The sequence below is a fragment of the Pseudomonas sp. GW821-FHT01E05 genome (assembly GCF_059422425.1).
In genome coordinates this window covers 100,439-119,510 of record NZ_JBWKWW010000009.1, presented here as the reverse complement: position 1 = coordinate 119,510, position 19,072 = coordinate 100,439, and the positions used below count along the sequence as shown (strand labels likewise).

The following is a 19,072-nucleotide window of genomic DNA, read 5'->3' as shown; positions in this document are numbered from 1 at the left end:
AGGACTGGGCGCCGCGGGCGCCCAGTCCTGTATTTCACGACAGAATGATGACTATTTGATGACGATTCGCGGAACGTCTAGATTAAATTGCCATCATTGTCAGTGTTTCGCTACCGCAGTGTTGAGCTTCAAGTAATCCAGCAGAATCCGCCCGGTTTCGCTCAGGTAGGCATCGTCTTCCGGTTTGGTCTTGTCCGGCTCGGCCGCGATTGCTTCTTCGTCTTCTTTCTTCAGCTCTTTGAGCTGCTCTTCACCCTTGGCCTTGCGACGGATATTTTCCATTGCAAGCTGCTTGGCTTCGATATCAGCGTGCTGCGCGCGGCGCTCGGCTTCGTTGAGGCTGACGGTTTTCTCGGTCATCAGCTTCTGGGCCAGGGCCAGTTTGTCGCGGATGAACACGAATTCCGCGTCCTTGGCCGAGCGTGCGTTATGCTCGGATTTCAACTGCGTCAGATACGGTTTGAACGGATCGAGCGCCGGTTTGATCGCCGGACGAATGGTGTCCCACGGCATGGCTTCAGGCAGGGCGCTTTCGCCGATTTCCTTGGTGTCGATGATCGACGGGAAGTCGACATCCGGCAGCACGCCCTGATGCTGGGTGCTCTGCCCGGAAACCCGGTAGAACTTGGCCAGCGTCAGTTTCAGCTCGCCATGATTGAGCGGCTGGATAGTCTGCACGGTGCCTTTACCGAAGGTCTGGCCGCCGATGATCAGCGCGCGGTGGTAGTCCTGCATGGCGCCGGCAAAAATCTCCGAGGCGGAAGCCGAGAGACGGTTGACCAGCAAGGCCATCGGGCCTTTGTAGAACGCGCCAGGGTTTTCATCTTCAAGTACGTCGACCCGGCCATCGGCATTACGCACCAGCACGGTCGGACCTTTGTCGATGAACAGACTGGTCAGCTCGGTGGCCTCCTGCAACGAGCCGCCGCCGTTGTTACGCAGGTCGATGACCACGCCATCGACTTTGTCTTTTTGCAGTTCGGTCAACAGTTTCTTCACGTCGCGGGTGGTGCTCTTGTAATCCGGGTCACCGGCGCGGAAGGCTTTGAAGTCAAGGTAGAAGGCCGGAATTTCAATAATCCCGAGCTTGTAGTCCTTGCCATCCTGTTTCAGGTTGAGAATCGACTTTTTCGCCGCCTGCTCTTCCAGTTTCACCGCTTCGCGAGTGATAGCGACAATCTTGCTGGTCTGGTCATTCGGTGCATTGCTGGCCGGAATCACTTCCAGACGCACCACCGAGCCTTTCGGTCCGCGGATCAGTTTGACCACTTCATCCAGACGCCAGCCGACCACATCGACCATTTCCTTGTCGCCCTGGGCAACGCCGACGATCTTGTCCGCCGGTGCGACTTGCTTGGTTTTGTCCGCCGGGCCTGCCGGCACCAGGCGCACGACTTTTACCTGGTCATTGTCGCTCTGCAACACAGCGCCGATGCCTTCCAGCGACAGGCTCATGTTGATGTCGAAGTTCTCCGCGTTATCTGGCGACAGATAGTTGGTGTGCGGGTCGTAGGACATGGCGAAGGTGTTGATGTATGCCTGGAAGATATCTTCAGGACGGGTTTGATCCAGTCGCACCAGCTGATTCTTGTAGCGCTTGGTCAGCAGCTCTTGAATAGCCTTGGTATCTTTGCCGGCGATTTTCAGGCGCAGCACTTCATCCTTGACGCGTTTGCGCCACAGGTCGTCGAGTTCTGCGGTGGTCTTGAGCCAAGGAGCGTCCTTGCGATCGATCAGCAACGACTCGTTGGTGGTGAAGTCGAATTTGTCGACGCCTTTGTTCAGTTCAAGCAGGGCGAAGTCCAGACGCGCTTTGACGCGGTCCAGATAACGCTTGTAGATGGTGAACCCGGCATTCAGGTCGCCGCTCTTGAGGAAGTCGTCAAATTGGGTTTTCCATTTGTCGAATTCGGCAATATCGCTGGCGAGAAAGTAACTGCGCGACGGATCCAGCAGCTTCAGGTAGCTTTCATAGATGATCACAGAGCGCGCGTCATCGAGAGGCGGCTTGCTGTAATGGTGACGCTTGAGCAACTCGACGACGTTAAGGCTGGCAATCACCTCGTCACGATCGGGCTGAAGATTGTCCCAGCTATTGGCTGCGAACGTATTGGTCGACAGCTGCATAAGGCCGAGACCAATGAAGAGAGCTAGGGCGGTGCTGGGGAACAAATGCTTCATGCTGATTCGACGCGGGGACAATTGATCACGCATATTAGGCCGTCTTTGAAGTCGCCGGTTCCGCAGGAACCGGTCGCATAATGCAAAAAGCCCGACGCTACAGCAACGGGCTCAGTCCAGACTCACTATGGAGGCACTGTGAAAGCATTGCAAGGCGTTGAAGGTCGAGTGGTATGGGTTGAAGAGCCGAGTCCGACGTGTGACGTAGGGCAAGTTCGTATTCGAGTAGCGGCTGCGGGCTTGAACAGGGCCGATCTGTTACAGCGCGCAGGACTCTATCCCGCGCCGCCTGGTGCCAGTCAAGTGCTGGGGCTGGAGTGTTCCGGGGTGATCAGCGAGGTGGGGGCGGGTTCGCCCTGGCAAGTGGGTGATCGCGTCTGCGCGCTGCTGGCCGGTGGTGGGATGGCGCAAGAAGTGGTGGTCGATGGCCGTCATGTGTTGCCTGTGCCGCAAGGTCTGTCGCTGACTGAAGCGGCCGCACTGCCCGAGGTCTACAGCACCGCGTGGCTGAACCTGTTTCAGCTGGCAGCGCTCAAGCCCGGTGAAAAAGTGCTGTTGCACGCGGGTGCCAGCGGCGTTGGGTCGGCGGCTATTCAACTGTGCAAGGCATTTGGCAACCCGTGCTGGGTCAGTGTCGGTTCGGCGGATCGTCTGGCCTACTGCGAGGCTTTGGGCGCACAGGGCGGAGTGGTCCGTACCGATGGTCTGGAAAGTTTGAATGAGTTCGGCCCGTTTGACGTCATCCTCGATCCTGTGGGGGCCAACTATGCCGCGCTGAACGTGAAACTGCTGGCGCGCGATGGCCGCTGGGTGTTGATCGGTCTGATGGGCGGGCGTGAAGCGCAGTTGGACCTGGCGCAGGTGTTGGCCAAGCGGGTGCAGCTACTGGGTTCGACCCTGCGCAGTCGGGACGAGCAATTCAAGGCCGATCTGTTCAGCGATCTGAGTCAGCACGTCTGGCCGCTGTTCGCCGAAGGGCGGTTGAGCCCGCAACTGGCCAAGACCTTTGCGATCAGGGATGCTGAAGCCGCGTTTGCCGAACTGGCGACCAACAAGGTGTCGGGCAAGTTGGTGTTGGTGATTGACGAAAGCCTGGTCTGACAGATCGTTCCCACGCGGAGCATGGGAGCGATCATGGGTTACTTCCAGAGATGGATTGGCCATCCGGCTTTCTCTGCGTGCTCCTGCAGCACGGGATCCGGGTTGACCACATGTGGGAAGTCGACTTTCAGCAACAACGGCAGGTCATTGCGTGAGTCTGAGTAGAAACTCGCGCCTTCGAGGTTTTCGCCTTCGGTGTCCAGCCACTCCAGCAAGCGGGTGATCTTGCCTTCGCGGTAGGTCAGGGTGCCGACGGTGTTGCCGCTATAGACCCCATGGGTCACTTCCAGCTCGATCCCCAATATTTCGTCAACGCCCAGACGCTCGGCAATGGGTTTGACCAGGTGCGTGCCAGAGGCCGAGATCACCAGGATCCGGTCGCCAGCCTTGCGGTGTGCGGCGATGGCTTTGCAGGCATCGCTGAAAATGATGGGCTCGATTACGTCCTCGACCCACGGTGCCACCAAATGCTCAACTTCTTGCGGAGTACGTCCGGCAATCGGCTCCAGGCTGAAGGCCATGTAGTCTTCCATGTTCAGTTTGCCGTGGCTGTAGGCGTCCATCAGCTCGTTGTTGCGACGCATGAAGGACTCGCCGTCGACCCAGCCAAGGCGGCCCATCTGTTCGCTCCACAAGGTGGCGCAGTCGCCATGGATCAGGGTTTCGTCCAGATCAAAAATTGCCAAAGCCATTAGCGCAGCTCTCTCTTCAAAATAATCAGGCCCATCAAGAGCATCAGGCTACCTCACACAGGGCCGTCGGATCGATGGAAAGCGCCAGGCGTTGACCGTCGGCATGCAAATCAGCCGCCGAGCGGTTCAATACGTCGACCACCAATTCCACGCCACGAGCTACGACGCGGTAACGAATCACGTTGCCCAACAGGCTGTGGCTGCGAATCTGGGCGTCGAGCTCACCGTTCAGGCTCAGTTCGATGGCTTCCGGACGAATGGCGATGCGACCGGTGATCGGGCGTTGCAGCAACTTGCTGGCGCTGTCGGCATCGAGCAGGTTGTAGTTGCCGATAAACCCCGCGGCAAATACGTCCACTGGTGCGGTGTAGAGGGTTTCCGCGTCACCGCTCTGGACGATCTTGCCCTGGTTCATCAGGAAGATCCGGTCAGACATGATCAGCGCTTCTTCCTGATCATGGGTGACGAATATGGTGGTCAGCCCCAGCTCGCGCTGGATCTGACGGATCTGTTCGCGAAGGTGTTTGCGAATCCGTGCATCCAGCGCCGACAGTGGCTCATCCAGCAGCAACAGGCGTGGCCGGGTCACCAGCGAGCGGGCCAGGGCCACCCGTTGGCATTGACCGCCGGAAAGCTGATGCGGATAGCGTGCGGCGAAGTCGTTCAGCTCCACCAGTTGCAGCACCTCAAGCACACGCTTGCGACTGTCCTCGGCATTGACCTTTTGCATCCGCAAGCCGAACGCGACGTTCTGCTCCACGGTCATGTTGGGGAACAGCGCATAGCTCTGGAACACCATGCCAATGCCGCGTTTTTGCGGGCTCAGCGGGACGAGGTCCTGGCCGTCAAGGAGAATCTTGCCGCTGTCCACCGAGGTCAGTCCGGCGATACAGCGCAGCAGGGTGGATTTGCCGCAGCCCGAGGGGCCGAGCAGGGTGACGAATTCGCCCTTCTGGATTTCGCAGTTGATGTCGCTGAACACTGTGGTGCCGGCGTAGTTTTTTTTCAGGTGTTGGACGCTGACGAAGCTCATTGGCTTTTGTCCTTGTTCAAGATATTGGCAGCCCAGGTCAGAACCAGCACAAAGAAAAAGTAGGAAATCACCAGCGCGCTGGTGAAGTGGCCGCTGCTGTTGCGCATGTTGTTCAGGTAGACCTGCAGGGTTTCATAGCGGGTGCCGACGAGGATGTTGGCGAACACGAACTCACCGAACAGAAACGAGAAGGACAGCAACAACGCCACCATCAAGCCCTTGCGCAGGTTTGGCAGCACCACCAGGAATGCCGCCTGCCAGGTGCTGGCGCCAAGCAGTTGGGCAGCGTCCATCAGGTCGCGCAGGTTGATCGCTTGCAGGTTGTTGGTGATCGCCCGGTACATGAACGGCAGTGCCACGGTGAAGTAGCAACCGACCAGAATCCAGGGCGTGCCGACCATTGCGAACGGCCCGGAACCATAGAGCTGCAACAGCCCCACCGAGGACACCACTGGCGGTACTGCGAACGGCAGCAGGATCAGGATGTTCATCAGCGCATCGAGCTTGGGGAAGTGGTAATGCACCACGAACAGCAGCGGCAGAATCAGCACCACTGACAGCACCAGAGCGCCGACACAGACCAGCAACGACTGGCCGAAGGCATTGAGAAAGCGCGGGTCGCTCCATAGCTGGACATACCATTTGATCGTAAATCCACTGGGAAGAATGGTTGCCGACCAATTGCTGGCGATCGAGTAGATCAGTGTTCCGGCGAGCGGCAGCAGCAGAATCGCAAACAGCAGATAAACCACGAGTCGGTGGTAGAGGACGACTGAGCCGGTTTCAGCGCGTGACATGGTAGCTCCTCTTCAATAGTAACTGGTGCACGACGGTGACCAGCGTCATCAGCGCTACCAGCACCACAGCCAGGGCGCTGGCCATGTTCGGGTCCAGCGAAATGTCGCCGGAGACCATCGCGGCGATCCGGATCGGCAGCACGTTGAAGTTGCCGGTGGTCAGGGCGTACACCGTGGCGTAGGCACCGAGGGCATTGGCCAGCAGGATGACGAAGGTCCCGAGCAGTGCCGGGGTCAGCACCGGCAAGCCGATGTGCCGCCAGAACTGCCAGCCGCTGGCACCGAGAAGCGCGGCGGACTCGCGCCAGTCTTCGCGCAGGGCGTCGAAGGCCGGGTAGAGCAGCAGCACGCCGAGGGGGATCTGGAAGTAGGTGTAAAGAATGATCAGCCCGGTCTTGGAGTACAGGTTGAAGTCCTGAATGATTCCGGCCTGCTTGAGCATGATGGTGAACGTGCCGTTGAAACCCAGCAGGATGATGAAGGCGAAAGCCAGCGGGACGCCGGCAAAGTTGCTGGTCATATTGGCGAATGCATTGACGAAGTTGCGCAGTCGCGAGTCGACCCGGCGCAGCGAATAGCTGCCCAGCACGGCGATGATGATCCCGAACACGCTGGACCAGAAGCTGATCTCCAGGCTGTATTGAATCGCCTGCAAATAGAACTTCGAATTGAAGATCCTGCTGAAATTGGCCAGGCCCCAACCGAACTCCTCCGATTGCACGCTGTGGATCATTACCCAACACAGCGGGGCAATCTGGAACACCATAAAGAACAGGGCGAAAGGAGCCAGGCAGAGCGCCGCCAGCCATTTGCCTCGAGTGATTGAATTCACTTCAACAGCTCCCGGCAGACAGGTTTGTCGTGGGCAACGCCCAGCAACTCGCAGATGGTGCCGCAGAGCTCGGTCTGTTTCGGCGCAGCATTGCGATCAAGACTGAAAGCATCGCCGAGGACGAACAGCGGCACTTCCCGCTCCTCGGTGAGCAGGCCGTTGTGCGAGCGGTCGTTGTTCATGCCATGGTCGGCAGTTACCAGCACTTGATATCCGGCGTCGAGCCAGCCTTGCAGGTAGTCGGCAAGGATGATGTCGGCCGAGCGCGCGCTGTTGCGGTATTGCGGGGTATCGAGGCCGTGTTTGTGCCCGGCGTCGTCAATGTTCATGGGGTGAACCAGCAGAAAGTTCGGCGCATGGCGCAGACGCAGGTTCTCGGCGTCGGCGAACAGGTGTGAATCCGGGTAGTGATCGGACCAGTAGAAATGCGCGTGCTGGATCGGCAGGTCAGCGTTGTCGGTGTGGCGGTCGCGGGCAGCCATGAACGGCGAACGGTTATACAGCTCGCTCACCCAGTGGTAGGCCGCAGCGGCGGTGCTGAGCCCGGCGGCGGTGGCGTAGTGGAACACGCTGCGTTGGTTGGACAGGCGCGACACGTTGTTGTGGACGATGCCGCTGTCGATCGGCGTAACGCCAGTAAGAATGCATTCGTAGAGCGGTCGGGACAGTGCCGGCAGTTCGCACTCGAGTTTGTAGAGTGCGGCACGTCTGGCGTTTACGTAGGCCTGCAAATGCCCCATGGCATGCCGCGCGACCTCGTAGTTCAGGCCGTCGAGCACCACAAGGATGACGTTGTGCTTCATTGGGCGAGGACTCCGCAAAAATAGGAGAAATATCTGTAGGAGCGAGGCTCGCCCGCGATGCAATCACCGCGGTGGCCAGACAGACCGGGTTGTCTGCATCGCGGGCGAGCCTCGCTCCTACAGATGCAGCATTACTGCATATTGATGATGACTTCTTCCTGCCACTTCTGCGGCAGAGCCTTGGAGGTCTTTTCCCAGGCATCGGCATCTTTGATTGGTGTCACGTTTTTGTACTGTTCATTGGGCAGTAGTTTGGCCTTTACGTCAGCCGGCAGGGTCAAGTGCTCGGCACGGATCGGACGTGCATTACCGCGAGCCAGATTGATTTGGCCGGCATCGCTGAAAATGTACTCGCGAGCCAGTTTGGCGGCGTTCGGGTGCTGAGCGTATTTGTTGATGATGGTGGTGTAGCCGGAAATCACCGAGCCATCGGAAGGGATCAGCACTTCGTAATCGTCCTTGTTGACCATCTTGTCGCGGTAGCTCAGGCCGTTGAAGTCCCAGACCACACCGACTTCGACTTCACCTTTTTCCATGGTGGAAATCGTCGGGTTGGCCAGCGACAGGCGACCTTGCTTGGCGATTTCGGCGAACATCAACAGTGCCGGTTGGATGTTCTTTTCATTGCCACCTTTGGAGATGGCCGCAGCCAGCACGCCGTTGGCCGCCTGGGCAGCGGTGCTTACGTCACCGATGGAAACCTTGTATTTACCCTTCTCCAGGTCAGCCCAGCTTTTTGGCGCTTCGGAACCGTGCAGCAGTTTTTTGTTGATGATGAACGCGATGGTGCCGGTATAGGCCAGCGCCCAATTACCGTCCTTGTCTTTCGCCCAGTCCGGAACCTGCGCCCAGGAGCTTGGTTTGTACGGTTGAACCACGCCTTGCTTGACCGCGATCGGGCCGAAGGCGGCACCGACGTCGCCGATGTCAGCACTGGCATTGTCTTTTTCGGCGGCGAACTTGGCCACTTCCTGGGCCGAGCTCATGTCGGTGTCGATGTGCTTGAGGCCGTAGTTTTTGGCCAGGTCTTCCCAGGTACCTTTCCAGTTGGCCCAGTCATCGGGCATGCCAACGCTATTGACCGCGCCTTCTGCTTTCGCAGCGGCTTCCAGGGCTTTTAAATCGGTATTAGCTGCCATGGCACAGGTGCACATGGCAATGGTCGAGCCTAACAGTGATGCCAGGAAAAGCTGTTTCATCCGAAGCTCCTTTGGGCGTTTTCAACGCTGCGTTTTAGCTACAGTCTTGGGGTTGGTTGGTCTAGGTCAGCAATACCTGAGCCAATTTAAGCGGGCGGGATGACACTTTGATGTCGGTATCTCGCCTGCAAGCATTTATGAAGCTCTTGTGTGGACGCTGCGAGATAAGCGTAGACCATGGCTAAAAGGCTGATCTGAAAGGACTTGGCTATTAAATTGCAGGTGTCTGGATCAACCGTTGGGCGGCTTTGTCATCTGGCAGTCATGTGCATTGCCTAGGCTTGCATAGAGTTGAAGGAGCCGATTTGAAGCGCGGTTCTGCCCATAAACAGTGCTGGCCTAGTCCAGATAGGTAACGTTGATGCGTGAAGAGGCAACCAAAGCGGTGACAGCCATTGGGCAGGTTTTGCAGGAACAGATCGAACACGGTCTGTTGCCGCCCGGCGTCAAACTGCCGGCCGAGCGCAAACTCAGCGAGTTGTTTGGTACCACGCGAATCACCGTGCGTGAGGCGTTGTTACAATTGGAGGCGCAAGGACAGATTTACCGTGAGGAGCGCCGCGGCTGGTTTGTCTCACCGCCACGCCTGGCCTACAACCTGATGCAGCGCAGTCACTTCCACGCCATGGTCAGCGCCCAGGGCCGGGTGCCGTCCACCGAAGTGATTTCGGCGCGTTTGCAACCCGCGTCGGCGGCGGTCTGTGCCTGGCTGCAGTTACCGGCGTTATCGAGTGTGATCCAGATCTGCCGCGCGCGACGTATCGATGAGCGCCTGGTGCTATATGTCGAGCACTACCTCAATCCGCAGTATTTTCCGAAGATTCTTGATTTCGACCTGAATCAGTCGATCACTGAGCTCTATGCGCGGCATTACGATTTGCATTACGGGCGGGTGCGTTTTGAGATCGTTCCGACTTCGTTGCAGGTGGATGCGGCGGCGGCGTTGAAGGTTTCGGTGGGCAGTCCCGGGCTGCGGATTGCCCGGGTCAATTATGATCAGCACGGAAGGCTGATCGATTGCGATCTGGAGTTTTGGCGACATGATGCGATTCATGTCGGGGTGGACGTGGTGTAAAGCGCCCCGCCGGCTACAGATCCCTTCCCTTGTAGGAGCCGAGCTTGCTCGCGATGACGGCCTGACAGTCAGCCTATTTCTTGATGGTGTACATATCCATTGCCGCTGAAACGCACATGTACACCGTCAACGCAGGTCCAGACTGGCGCCCGACAGCCTCACTCCTTCTCCATCCCACCACCCCCCGGCGTCACAACCTGCACACTCATGCGCGGTGTCGCCAGATCCAGCCCCGCTTCATCCAGATGTCGCTTGAGCGACAGGTTGAACGCTCGGGATACTTCCCATTGCTTGATCGGTGCGGTCTTGAAGCGCGCCCGCAAAATCGCGCTGCCTGACTCGAAGCTTTCTACGCCCTGAATTTCCAGCGGTGACCAGATGTCCCTGCGTTGCAACGGGTCAGTGCGCATTTTCTGACCCACTTCGCGCATCAGTTTGATCGCGTCGTCGATTTCCATGTTATAGGGAACGGCTACCCTGAAGATCGCGTAGCCGAACTCCCGCGAGTAGTTCTTGATGCTTTTGATTTCGCTGAACGGAATCGTGTGGACGATACCGTCGATGTCCCGCAGGCGCACGGTGCGGATGGTCAGGCCCTCGACCGTACCCAGGTGGCCGCCAACATCCACATAGTCGTCGATGGCCAGCGAGTCTTCGATGATGATGAACAGCCCGGTGATCAGGTCGGCGACCAGCGACTGGGCACCGAAACCGATGGCCAGACCGATCACACCGGCACCGGCCAGCAGTGGCGTGACGTTCATGCCCATGTTCGCCAGGGCGACGATCAGCGCAATGATGAAAATAGCCACGAACAGCACGTTACGGATCAGCGGCATCATGGTTTGCGCGCGGGCATTGGCCTGGCCTTTGCGCGAGCGGGTCAGCGCGTGATGCACGGCGGTGTCGCTGAGAATCCAGATCAGCCAGGCGAAGATCAGCGTGCCGCCGAGGCTGAACAGTTTGACGCTGATTTCGTGGCCTTCGCCTTCGGTAAAGCGGATCAGTGACATCCCCCAGACCCGCAGCCCGAGTTCAATGAACGCCAGCCACACCACCAGGTGCGCGAGGGTATAGAAGAAGTTTTTCAGACGGTCCGAATACAGGGCATGGCGTTTGAGCCCGCGCTGGGGTTTGAGCGCATGGCGGCGTACCAGTCCGTTGATCACCATGCACAGCACCAGCAACACTGTGCAGATCAGCGATTGGCGCAATGCGGTGCTGGTATCGCCGGCCGACACGAACGTGGCGAACAGCGAGATTGCCACCAACACCAGCGCGGGCAAGTACCAGAAGGTCCCGAGAATTTCGATGGTGTCGCTCAGGGCGCGACGGGTCAGGCGCCGTGACAACGGCTGGTTGCGGATCAAATGTGCGATCGGCCGACGGAAACGCAGGATGAACATGCCGGTGGACAGCGCTGCCAGCACATTGGCAAAGGTCGCGGCGGTGTGCGCCAGATGGCTGCCGAGGCTGGCCACCAGGCGCGGGTCGTTCAGGGCTTCACCGAAGGCAGCAAAGCTGCCGATCAGCCACAACGGGCGAAAGGCCTGATGCCGAAGGATGTACAGGGCGCGATGACGGTGCGGGCCGTCGAGCACGGAAAATGCCACCACGCAGACCGCCGAGAAACAGGTGCCGACCACCAGTGCGTAGGCCAGCACCATCGCCAGGTCTTTGCCTAATGATGAGGGCAGGGAATAGCTCATATAGACGGTGATCAACAGCGCGATCATCCACGGGCCGAGTTTGCGCAGGGCAAAGCGCAGCATGTCCCAGGTCTTGGGGTGTTGCGGCAACTCTTCGGTGAGACCGAAGCGCAGGCGCACCCGATGACTGAGCCAGATCAGCGCGGCCGCCAGGAGGCTCCAGAGCATCAGAATCAAGGCGAAGGCGAAGATGATTGGCAGCCACTCACTGGCCGGCAGCATCAGTTCGGACAGTTCATCCTTGGCCAGATCGAACTCTTCTGACCATCGGGACAGGGGGCTGTCAGCGCCTGAGAACTGCTTTTCGAAACTGGCCAGCGTGCCGCCGATCAACCCGAGTACGCCTTCTTCGGTAACGGGCTGGGCCTTTTTGGTGGTGTCGCGGAGTTTCTTCAGGTCGGTCAGCAGTTTTGCGCGTTGCTGATCGTTTTCCAGCGACTTGATCACTTCGTCCAGCGATTGCCCAAGGGGTTCCTGCGCTTGCTGCTGGGGATTCGCCGTGCTGTGGAGCAGGCTCGGCAGACCGACAGCCTGAACCGGAACGATGGGAAGCAGCATCAACAGACAGATGAGGAAGCAGGAGGGCAGGGCAAAAAGACGAGCGAACACTAGGCAGTCAACCTCGAGAAGTGCGGGTCGACCGAGTGTACGAGTCACTTAAAATCAATGCGAGCGCAGCGAGCGCATTTATTCGGCGAGTTTGGCGAGGATCTTGTAAAGCACGGTGGCGAGAATCAGCAACATGCCGATCCACATACTGAAGACGCCAGCGTTTTTATCGCGGAAGTTGAAACCGACGGCCAACAGGACCATGCCTGCCAGGATCGGAATAAGCATGGCGTGGAACGCAGACATCGAAAACATGGCGACAGCCTTGTCAGAGGGGATTGGCATAAGTCTAGGTGGCTTTTGCACAATCCGGATTGATGTCTATCAGAAACGAAATCAGGGGGATCGTGGTGCCCGGAAGGGATCCCGATTGCCCCCCAAAATGCAGGCTTATGGCAAATCGCGGCTGGCGTAGAACGCGCTGAGTACTTTCACCAGGTGTGCGAGGTCGTGGCTGCCGCACAGTTCGCGGATCGAGTGCATGGCGAAGGTCGGCAGGCCGATGTCCACGGTGCGTACGCCGAGGTGGCTGGCGGTGATCGGGCCGATGGTCGAGCCGCAGCCCATGTCGCTGCGCACCACGAAGCTTTGTACCGGCACTTCTTCGGCCATGCATAGGTGGCGGAAGAAGCCTGCGGTTTCGCTGTTGGTGGCGTAGCGCTGGTTGCTGTTGACCTTGATCACCGGACCGGCATTGAGTTTCGGGCCGTGGTTGGCGTCGTGTTTGTCGGCGTAGTTGGGATGCACGCCGTGGGCGTTGTCGGCCGAGACCAGCAGTGACTTCTGAATGGTCCGTACGAACTCGTCACCCTCGGGCAACAGACGGCGCAAGGTTTGCTCAAGCATCGGGCCATCGGCGCCACAGGCGGAGCAGGAACCGACTTCTTCGTGATCGTTGCACACCAGCACGCAGGTTTCGTCTGTCTCGGCAGTGAGTAACGCTTGTAGACCGGCGTAGCACGACAGCAGGTTGTCCAGGCGCGCGCCGGCGATGAAATCGCCATGCAGGCCAATGATCGCGGCGCTTTGAGTGTCGTAGAAGCTCAGCTCGTAATCGAGCACCACGTCGGCGTTCAGGCCATGTTCTCGAGCAAGCTGGTCGGTCAATACCGCGCGGAAGTCCACCCGCTCATCGCCGGCAAACTGCGCGAGGATCGGCGGCAGTTCGGTTTGGGCATTGATTGCCCAGCCCATGTTGGCTTCGCGATTGAGGTGGATGGCGAGGTTGGGAATGGTGGCAATCGGTAGTTTGAAGTCGATCAGCTGACTCTCGACCTTGCCGTCACGACGGAAGGTCACGCGCCCGGCCAGGGACAGGTCGCGGTCGAACCACGGTGCGAGTAGTGCGCCACCATAAACTTCTACGCCCAGTTGCCAGAAGCCCTGGCGTTGCAGCTCGGGTTGCGGTTTGACCCGCAGGCACGGGCTGTCGGTGTGTGCGCCCACCAGGCGGATACCGCCGTGCAGCGGTGAGTGTCGGCCGAGCTTGAAGGCGACGATAGAGGAGTCGTTGCGGGTGACGTAGTAGCGACCATTGGTTTCGGTGGTCCAGGGCTCACGCTCATCAAGGCGCTGATAACCTGCCGCTTCCAGACGCTGAACGAGACTGGCGGTGGCATGAAACGGGGTAGGGGAGGCCTTGAGAAAGTCGATCAGGCCTTGGTTCAACTCTTCGCGCATAAGTAACTCCAGACAGCAGTGGCGCAAGTTTACCGTATTGACTGCAGATTTGGCGCGGCACGCTCCTGTAGCAGTTGCCGAAGGCTACGTCCGGCTGCGAAGCAGTCGTAATCCAGCGCTCGCGGTTATCCAGACACATCGCAATCGCGCCTGTTACGACTGCTTCGAAGCCGGACGCAGCCGGACGCAGCCTTCGGCAGCTGCTACAGGGGGGGGCGTCAGGCTCAGAACGGTGCCGGGCACTCGAAGCGCAAGCGCTCGCCGCTTTGCGGATGAGTGAAGCTGAGCATGCTTGCGTGCAGGCACAACCGCGGCCAGGCGGCCAATGCTTGTGGATGGGCATAGAGCCCGTCGCCCAGTAGCGGGTGGCCGATGGAGAGCATGTGCACACGCAATTGGTGTGAACGGCCGGTGATGGGGGTCAGTTCAACCCGGCACCAGTCGCCACAGCGTTCCAGCACACGCCAGAAGGTCAGGGCGTTTTTGCCGAACTCGTGGTCCACCACATGTCGCGGTTTGGTCGGTGGGTCGTAGCGCAGCGGCAAGTCGATGCTACCGCTGTCCAGTTCCGGTTGGCCCCAGCAGAGCGCGGTGTAGGCTTTTTCGGTTTCGCGGTCGTGAAACTGTCGAGACAGCTCGCGGTGAGTGTCAGCGTCGCGGGCCAACAGGATGATGCCGGAGGTTTCCCAGTCCAGTCGATGGACGATTCGCGCTTCCGGGTAGCCGTTTTCTTGCAGGCGGGTGATCAGGCAGTCCTTGTTGTCTTCGGCGCGACCGGGCACGGAAAGCAACAGGGTAGGCTTGTCCACCACCAGAACGGCGGCGTCCTGATGGATGATGCGGATATTCGACAACGGCATTAAAACAGCCTCGTAACAAACGCCAACGGCGACTCGGGCCCCTCACGGCCCTCTGTAGGAGCGTAGCTTGCTCGCGATAGCATCAACCCGGTGTGCCAGACTCACCGAGTTGCCTGCATCGCGAGCAAGCTACGCTCCTACAGAGGGCCGAAGGAACCTGAGTCGCCGTGGCTCCAGCCGGATCGATCAACGATCAGGCAGGGTGATATTGAGTTCCAGAATCGAGCAGCTGCCCTGGTTTTCCAGCGCGACATGCACGTCATCGGACCCGATATTGACGTACTTGCGAATCACCTCGACCAGTTCCTTCTGCAAGGCTGGCAGGTAGTCCGGGGTGGTGCGTTGGCCGCGTTCGTGCGCCACGATGATCTGTAGACGCTCTTTCGCAACCGACGCGGTACTTACCTTTTTGCTGGCACGAAAGAAGTCAAAAAGATTCATTATCTACCTCCAAACAGGCGCTCGAAGAATCCCTTCTTCGTGACATCGAGAAAACGATGCTCCACGGTCTTGCCCAGCAGACGGTCGACGGCATCGCTGTACGCCTTGCCGGCGTCGCTTTGGTCGTCGAGAATCACAGGCACGCCCTGGTTCGAAGCCTTGAGTACCGCTTGGGATTCCGGGATGACACCCAGCAGGGTCACCGCGAGAATATCTTTGACGTCTTCGACGCCGAGCATTTCGCCATTGCTGACGCGCTCGGGGTTGTAGCGGGTCAGCAGCAGGTGTTCCTTGATCGGCTCTTCGCCTTTTTCGGCGCGACGCGATTTGCTGGCCAGCAAACCCAGCATGCGGTCGGAGTCACGCACCGAGGACACTTCCGGGTTGGTCACGATAATCGCTTCGTCGGCGAAGTACATGGCCAGGTGGGCGCCTTTCTCGATGCCCGCCGGAGAATCGCAAACTACGAATTCGAAGTCTTCCTTGAGTGCCATGAGCACTTTTTCCACGCCTTCCTGGGTCAGCGCGTCTTTGTCACGCGTCTGGCTTGCGGCCAGCACGTAGAGGTTTTCCAGGCGTTTGTCCTTGATCAGCGCTTGCTGCAGGTTCGCTTCACCGTTGACCACGTTGACGAAGTCGTACACCACACGGCGCTCGCAACCCATGATCAGGTCAAGGTTACGCAAACCGACGTCGAAGTCGACGATGACTGTTTTGTGACCGCGCAAAGCGAGGCCGGTACCGATAGCGGCGCTGGTGGTGGTCTTACCCACACCACCCTTGCCGGATGTAACCACGAGAATCTTGGCCAAGGTGTTTCACCCCTAAGGAAAAAGGACTTTTAGCCCCTGAAAAACATCTCTTGAAAACTACTGCAGTCGGACAGCCTTGGCTGGGATTCGATTAATAAGCGGGGTTTACTTGCGGTAAACACTGCTTTGCGCCGATTCCTACTTCGTTTGAGCTGTTTTCGCTACGTTTTAGAGATGCTTGGAAAATGCGGCAGTATCCGTTAAAGACGAGTGATGTTCAACACGTCACCCGACAGGCTGATCTGAACCCCAGAGCCCCACAGTGGATCGCGGCGCAAGTCTTCGGAAACCTTGTATTGGCCGGCAATCGACACCAGTTCGGCACTCAATTGCTGACAAAAAATTCTGGCTCTGGTGTCGCCCCTGACTCCAGCCAGGGCGCGACCACGCATCGGGCCGTATACATGGATATTGCCATCGGCGAGAAGTTCCGCGCCGGGGCTGACCGAGGAGACCACTACCAGATCGCCACCCTGGGCGTAAATCTGCTGCCCGCCGCGTACCGGCGAGGTGATGATTTTGGTCGGTTTGATAGTCGGTTCCGGCGGCTTTTCCGGTTTTTTCTTCTCGCCTTCGTGCGGATCGAGCGGACGCTCCCGTGCGCCGGAGGGCGGCAATACCGGAAGATCCACGGCAATGGCAGCGGCGATGTCTTCGATCCGGCTGGCGCGGATGGCCAGCGTGCGCAGGCCATGTTGGCGACAGATGCGCATCAGGCCTGGCAGGTCGACGGCGCCTTCGGTGGCCGGCAGTTTGTCCAGGGCCAGCACCAGCGGGGCATTGCTGAAGAAGTTCGGCGCCTGGGCGACTTTCGCCGCTAACTGGCGGTCAAGGCCTTCGAGGTCATTGCGGGCCAGTTCCAGCACCGTAATTGCGAGCATGCTGCCCTTCAACTGGAACACAGGTTCTTGGTCTAGCGGTTCGGTTTGGGTCATGGTCGGCATTAAACGGCTTGTCACTAAAAGTGCCGAGACTTATAACGAGAACGCCCGCTAGCCGCAACCCGGGTCGAACCGTTGTAGAATGCGCGGCCTTGTTGTCTGTCCGGAATCTGTAATGGATCGCCCGCGTTTTCGAACTACATTTTTTCTTCCGCGTTTTTGGCCGCTGTGGTTTGGCCTCGGCCTGCTATGGTTGATCGTTCAGTTGCCATATTCCGTGCTGCTGCTGATCGGCCGCGCCTTGGGGGCGTTGATGTATCGGGTGGCAACTGACCGGCGGCGCATTGCCAAGCGCAACCTGGAACTGTGTTTTCCGGAAAAGTCCGCCGCCGAGCGCAAGCGCCTGCTCAAGGAAAACTTCGCCTCCACCGGCATCGCTTTTTTCGAAATGGCCATGAGCTGGTGGTGGTCCAGGTCGCGGCTGGCGGGTCTGGCTCATGTAGAAGGGCTGGAGCACCTCAAGCAGGCCCAGCGCGAGGGCAAGGGCGTGATCCTGATGGCGCTGCATTTCACCACGCTGGAAATCGGCGCAGCCTTGCTCGGTCAACAGCACACCATTGACGGCATGTACCGCGAGCACAAGAACTCGTTGTTCGACTTTATTCAGCGCCGTGGCCGTGAACGGCACAACCTCGACTCCCTGGCGGTGGAGCGCGACGACGTGCGCGGTATGCTCAAACTGCTGCGTGCCGGCCGCGCGATCTGGTATGCGCCGGATCAGGACTACGGCGCCAAGCAGAGCCTGTTCGTACCGCTGTTTGGCATTCAGGCGGCGACGGTCACCGCCACCAGCAAGTTCGCTCGATTGGGCAAAGCGCTGGTGGTGCCCTTTACCCAGGAACGCCTGGCCGACGGTAGCGGTTACCGCTTGGTCATCCATCCACCGATGACGCAATTCCCGGGAGAGAGTGAAGAAGCTGATTGTCTACGGATCAATCAATGGGTCGAGGGTGCGCTGCGCGAATGTCCGCAGCAATATCTCTGGGCCCATCGCCGCTTCAAGAGCCGGCCACCGGGTGAGCCGAAGTTGTATGCCAAGCGTGGCTGACGCAATGCCGTTAGATTGCAGGCACCATGGAGTGTTGCGATGAGTTCAGCTGAACCGGTCACAGGTTTGATTCTTTCTGGCGGTGGGGCTCGGGCGGCGTATCAGGTTGGGGTGTTGGCGGCGATTGCCGAGTTATTGCCGGCGGGGACGCCGAATCCGTTTCCGGTGATCGTTGGTACGTCCGCAGGAGCGATCAACGCGGTCAGCCTGGCCAGCGGGGCAATGGATTTTGGCGGCGCGATCCAGCGTCTGACGGCGTTCTGGCAGGGTATTCGCAGCCATCAGGTGATGCGCAGCGATTGGCCAGGGGTGATCAGCCAAGCCACACGGTTTGTCGGGCATAGCCTGCTGGGGGTGGGCGCTCAAGTGCCGGTGGCGCTGATCAACAGTTCACCGTTACGGCGTTTGTTGAACCGCAAACTTCATTTGTCCGGTATCGAGCAAGCCATCCGGCAAAAGCAATTGCACGCGGTGGCCATCACGGCTTTCGGCTATGAGTCTGGTCAGGCGGTGACCTTCTATCAGGGCGGCGGCACCATTGATGCCTGGTTACGTCATCGACGTATTGGGGTGCCGACTCAGCTGACGGTCGAACACTTGCTGGCCAGCTCAGCGATCCCGTTGTTGTTTGCTCCGGTCAAACTCGGTCAGGAATATTTCGGTGACGGTGCCGTTCGTCAGCCGGCGCCGATCAGCCCGGCCTTGCACCTGGGGGCGAGCCGGGTGCTGGTGGTCGGCGTCAGTGGCAACCCGCGCGGTTTTGACCCACAGCAACCACTGCAACGCACCTACACCGGCCAGCAGCCAAGCCTGGCGCAGATCGGCGGGCACATGCTCAACAGTACCTTCATTGACAGCCTGGAGAGTGACATTGAGTTGCTGCAACGTCTGAACCAGCTCAGCCATCTGCTGCCTGCGGGTACGCCGACCCGCAGCCTCGGGCTGACGCCGGTGGAGGTGCTGGTGATTGCCCCGAGCCAGCCGATTGATGAAATTGCTGCACGCCATCGCCAAGAGCTGCCAGCGGCCTTGCGGCTGTTTCTACGCGGGCCGGGTGCGACCAAAACCAGTGGCGCCGGGGTCCTCAGTTATTTGCTGTTCGAGGCGGGGTATTGCAGCGAACTGATCGAGCTTGGCCGCAGCGATGCCTTGGCCAAGCGCGAGCAGTTATGCCGGTTTCTGGGGTTGCCGATGTTTGCGACGTTGCCTTGAGATTTAGGTTGCTGCTATCGCGAGCTTGCTCGCGATAGCAGCCCTGA

Annotated in this window: 18 protein-coding genes; 4 read left to right on the top strand and 14 right to left on the bottom strand. The window is 59.0% G+C overall.

The window, feature by feature from the left end:
* Positions 1–99 precede the first annotated feature (99 nt).
* Positions 100–2,181, bottom strand: a complete 2,082-nt coding sequence (locus AC07W5_RS20525) for a carboxy terminal-processing peptidase (protein ID WP_494993753.1) — start codon at positions 2,179–2,181, stop codon at positions 100–102.
* Between the two features lie 138 nt (positions 2,182–2,319).
* Between AC07W5_RS20525 and AC07W5_RS20520 the strand changes: the two genes are divergently transcribed.
* Positions 2,320–3,282: a zinc-binding dehydrogenase gene (locus AC07W5_RS20520; protein ID WP_494993754.1), complete on the top strand. Its 963-nt coding sequence runs from the start codon at positions 2,320–2,322 to the stop codon at positions 3,280–3,282.
* A gap of 38 nt (positions 3,283–3,320) precedes the next feature.
* Here the strand turns inward: AC07W5_RS20520 and AC07W5_RS20515 are convergent, their stop codons facing one another.
* The 6 genes from AC07W5_RS20515 to AC07W5_RS20490 all read right to left on the bottom strand — a co-directional run bounded on the left by AC07W5_RS20515 (position 3,321) and on the right by AC07W5_RS20490 (position 8,638).
* Positions 3,321–3,974 (bottom strand): HAD family hydrolase, encoded by a 654-nt coding sequence (locus AC07W5_RS20515; protein WP_495024220.1) that lies wholly within the window; start codon positions 3,972–3,974, stop codon positions 3,321–3,323.
* A gap of 43 nt (positions 3,975–4,017) precedes the next feature.
* On the bottom strand, positions 4,018–5,007 hold the full coding sequence (locus tag AC07W5_RS20510) for an ABC transporter ATP-binding protein (RefSeq protein WP_495024219.1): 990 nt from the start codon (positions 5,005–5,007) through the stop codon (positions 4,018–4,020).
* Complete coding sequence (locus AC07W5_RS20505) at positions 5,004–5,804, bottom strand: ABC transporter permease (protein ID WP_495024218.1); 801 nt, start codon at positions 5,802–5,804, stop codon at positions 5,004–5,006. The genes AC07W5_RS20510 and AC07W5_RS20505 overlap by 4 nt, the downstream gene beginning before the upstream one ends.
* On the bottom strand, positions 5,791–6,570 hold the full coding sequence (locus AC07W5_RS20500; protein WP_494993859.1) for an ABC transporter permease: 780 nt from the start codon (positions 6,568–6,570) through the stop codon (positions 5,791–5,793). The genes AC07W5_RS20505 and AC07W5_RS20500 overlap by 14 nt, the downstream gene beginning before the upstream one ends.
* A 62-nt stretch (positions 6,571–6,632) precedes the next feature.
* On the bottom strand, positions 6,633–7,439 hold the full coding sequence (locus tag AC07W5_RS20495; protein WP_495012769.1) for an alkaline phosphatase family protein: 807 nt from the start codon (positions 7,437–7,439) through the stop codon (positions 6,633–6,635).
* A gap of 131 nt (positions 7,440–7,570) precedes the next feature.
* Positions 7,571–8,638 carry an ABC transporter substrate-binding protein gene (locus tag AC07W5_RS20490; RefSeq protein ID WP_495024217.1) on the bottom strand — a complete coding sequence of 356 codons (1,068 nt, stop codon included), beginning with the start codon at positions 8,636–8,638 and terminating at the stop codon, positions 7,571–7,573.
* 361 nt (positions 8,639–8,999) lie between these two features.
* On the opposite strand from AC07W5_RS20490, the gene AC07W5_RS20485 reads away from it, so the two are divergent.
* Positions 9,000–9,713, top strand: a complete 714-nt coding sequence (locus AC07W5_RS20485) for a UTRA domain-containing protein (RefSeq protein WP_494993760.1) — start codon at positions 9,000–9,002, stop codon at positions 9,711–9,713.
* A 158-nt stretch (positions 9,714–9,871) separates the two neighbouring features.
* Here the strand turns inward: AC07W5_RS20485 and AC07W5_RS20480 are convergent, their stop codons facing one another.
* From AC07W5_RS20480 to minC, 7 genes are all read right to left on the bottom strand, one after another.
* Positions 9,872–12,031 carry a mechanosensitive ion channel family protein gene (locus AC07W5_RS20480; RefSeq protein ID WP_495024216.1) on the bottom strand — a complete coding sequence of 720 codons (2,160 nt, stop codon included), beginning with the start codon at positions 12,029–12,031 and terminating at the stop codon, positions 9,872–9,874.
* Positions 12,032–12,109: 78 nt separating this feature from the next.
* Complete coding sequence (locus AC07W5_RS20475) at positions 12,110–12,286, bottom strand: hypothetical protein (RefSeq protein ID WP_495024215.1); 177 nt, start codon at positions 12,284–12,286, stop codon at positions 12,110–12,112.
* A 135-nt stretch (positions 12,287–12,421) separates the two neighbouring features.
* Positions 12,422–13,711, bottom strand: a complete 1,290-nt coding sequence (locus tag AC07W5_RS20470; protein WP_494993763.1) for a M18 family aminopeptidase — start codon at positions 13,709–13,711, stop codon at positions 12,422–12,424.
* A gap of 224 nt (positions 13,712–13,935) precedes the next feature.
* Entirely contained in the window at positions 13,936–14,571 is a 636-nt protein-coding gene (locus AC07W5_RS20465) for an RluA family pseudouridine synthase (RefSeq protein ID WP_494993764.1), read from the bottom strand.
* A gap of 186 nt (positions 14,572–14,757) precedes the next feature.
* Positions 14,758–15,012, bottom strand: coding sequence for a cell division topological specificity factor MinE (gene minE / locus AC07W5_RS20460; protein ID WP_007928666.1), 255 nt, complete (start codon positions 15,010–15,012; stop codon positions 14,758–14,760).
* Positions 15,012–15,824 carry a septum site-determining protein MinD gene (minD, locus tag AC07W5_RS20455; RefSeq protein WP_494993765.1) on the bottom strand — a complete coding sequence of 271 codons (813 nt, stop codon included), beginning with the start codon at positions 15,822–15,824 and terminating at the stop codon, positions 15,012–15,014. Before minD ends, minE begins: the two co-directional genes overlap by 1 nt.
* A 200-nt stretch (positions 15,825–16,024) precedes the next feature.
* Positions 16,025–16,759: a septum site-determining protein MinC gene (gene minC, locus AC07W5_RS20450; protein ID WP_495012808.1), complete on the bottom strand. Its 735-nt coding sequence runs from the start codon at positions 16,757–16,759 to the stop codon at positions 16,025–16,027.
* A gap of 121 nt (positions 16,760–16,880) precedes the next feature.
* On the opposite strand from minC, the gene AC07W5_RS20445 reads away from it, so the two are divergent.
* Together AC07W5_RS20445 and AC07W5_RS20440 are read left to right on the top strand one after the other, a co-directional pair.
* Positions 16,881–17,813: a lipid A biosynthesis lauroyl acyltransferase gene (locus tag AC07W5_RS20445; RefSeq protein WP_494993766.1), complete on the top strand. Its 933-nt coding sequence runs from the start codon at positions 16,881–16,883 to the stop codon at positions 17,811–17,813.
* 39 nt (positions 17,814–17,852) lie between these two features.
* Positions 17,853–19,025, top strand: coding sequence for a patatin-like phospholipase family protein (locus tag AC07W5_RS20440; RefSeq protein WP_494993767.1), 1,173 nt, complete (start codon positions 17,853–17,855; stop codon positions 19,023–19,025).
* Positions 19,026–19,072 lie beyond the last annotated feature (47 nt).

Excerpts from the sequence above, each read along its gene's own strand:
- AC07W5_RS20525 (WP_494993753.1), bottom strand. The coding sequence starts at position 2,181 with ATGAAGCATTTGTTCCCCAGCACCGCCCTAGCTCTCTTCATTGGTCTC.
- AC07W5_RS20515 (WP_495024220.1), bottom strand. The coding sequence starts at position 3,974 with ATGGCTTTGGCAATTTTTGATCTGGACGAAACCCTGATCCATGGCGAC.
- AC07W5_RS20510 (WP_495024219.1), bottom strand. The coding sequence starts at position 5,007 with ATGAGCTTCGTCAGCGTCCAACACCTGAAAAAAAACTACGCCGGCACC.
- AC07W5_RS20505 (WP_495024218.1), bottom strand. The coding sequence starts at position 5,804 with ATGTCACGCGCTGAAACCGGCTCAGTCGTCCTCTACCACCGACTCGTG.
- AC07W5_RS20500 (WP_494993859.1), bottom strand. The coding sequence starts at position 6,570 with ATGGTGTTCCAGATTGCCCCGCTGTGTTGGGTAATGATCCACAGCGTG.
- AC07W5_RS20495 (WP_495012769.1), bottom strand. The coding sequence starts at position 7,439 with ATGAAGCACAACGTCATCCTTGTGGTGCTCGACGGCCTGAACTACGAG.
- AC07W5_RS20490 (WP_495024217.1), bottom strand. The coding sequence starts at position 8,638 with ATGAAACAGCTTTTCCTGGCATCACTGTTAGGCTCGACCATTGCCATG.
- AC07W5_RS20485 (WP_494993760.1), top strand. The coding sequence starts at position 9,000 with ATGCGTGAAGAGGCAACCAAAGCGGTGACAGCCATTGGGCAGGTTTTG.
- AC07W5_RS20475 (WP_495024215.1), bottom strand. The coding sequence starts at position 12,286 with ATGTTTTCGATGTCTGCGTTCCACGCCATGCTTATTCCGATCCTGGCA.
- AC07W5_RS20470 (WP_494993763.1), bottom strand. The coding sequence starts at position 13,711 with ATGCGCGAAGAGTTGAACCAAGGCCTGATCGACTTTCTCAAGGCCTCC.
- AC07W5_RS20465 (WP_494993764.1), bottom strand. The coding sequence starts at position 14,571 with ATGCCGTTGTCGAATATCCGCATCATCCATCAGGACGCCGCCGTTCTG.
- minE (WP_007928666.1), bottom strand. The coding sequence starts at position 15,012 with ATGAATCTTTTTGACTTCTTTCGTGCCAGCAAAAAGGTAAGTACCGCG.
- minC (WP_495012808.1), bottom strand. The coding sequence starts at position 16,759 with ATGACCCAAACCGAACCGCTAGACCAAGAACCTGTGTTCCAGTTGAAG.
- AC07W5_RS20445 (WP_494993766.1), top strand. The coding sequence starts at position 16,881 with ATGGATCGCCCGCGTTTTCGAACTACATTTTTTCTTCCGCGTTTTTGG.
- AC07W5_RS20440 (WP_494993767.1), top strand. The coding sequence starts at position 17,853 with ATGAGTTCAGCTGAACCGGTCACAGGTTTGATTCTTTCTGGCGGTGGG.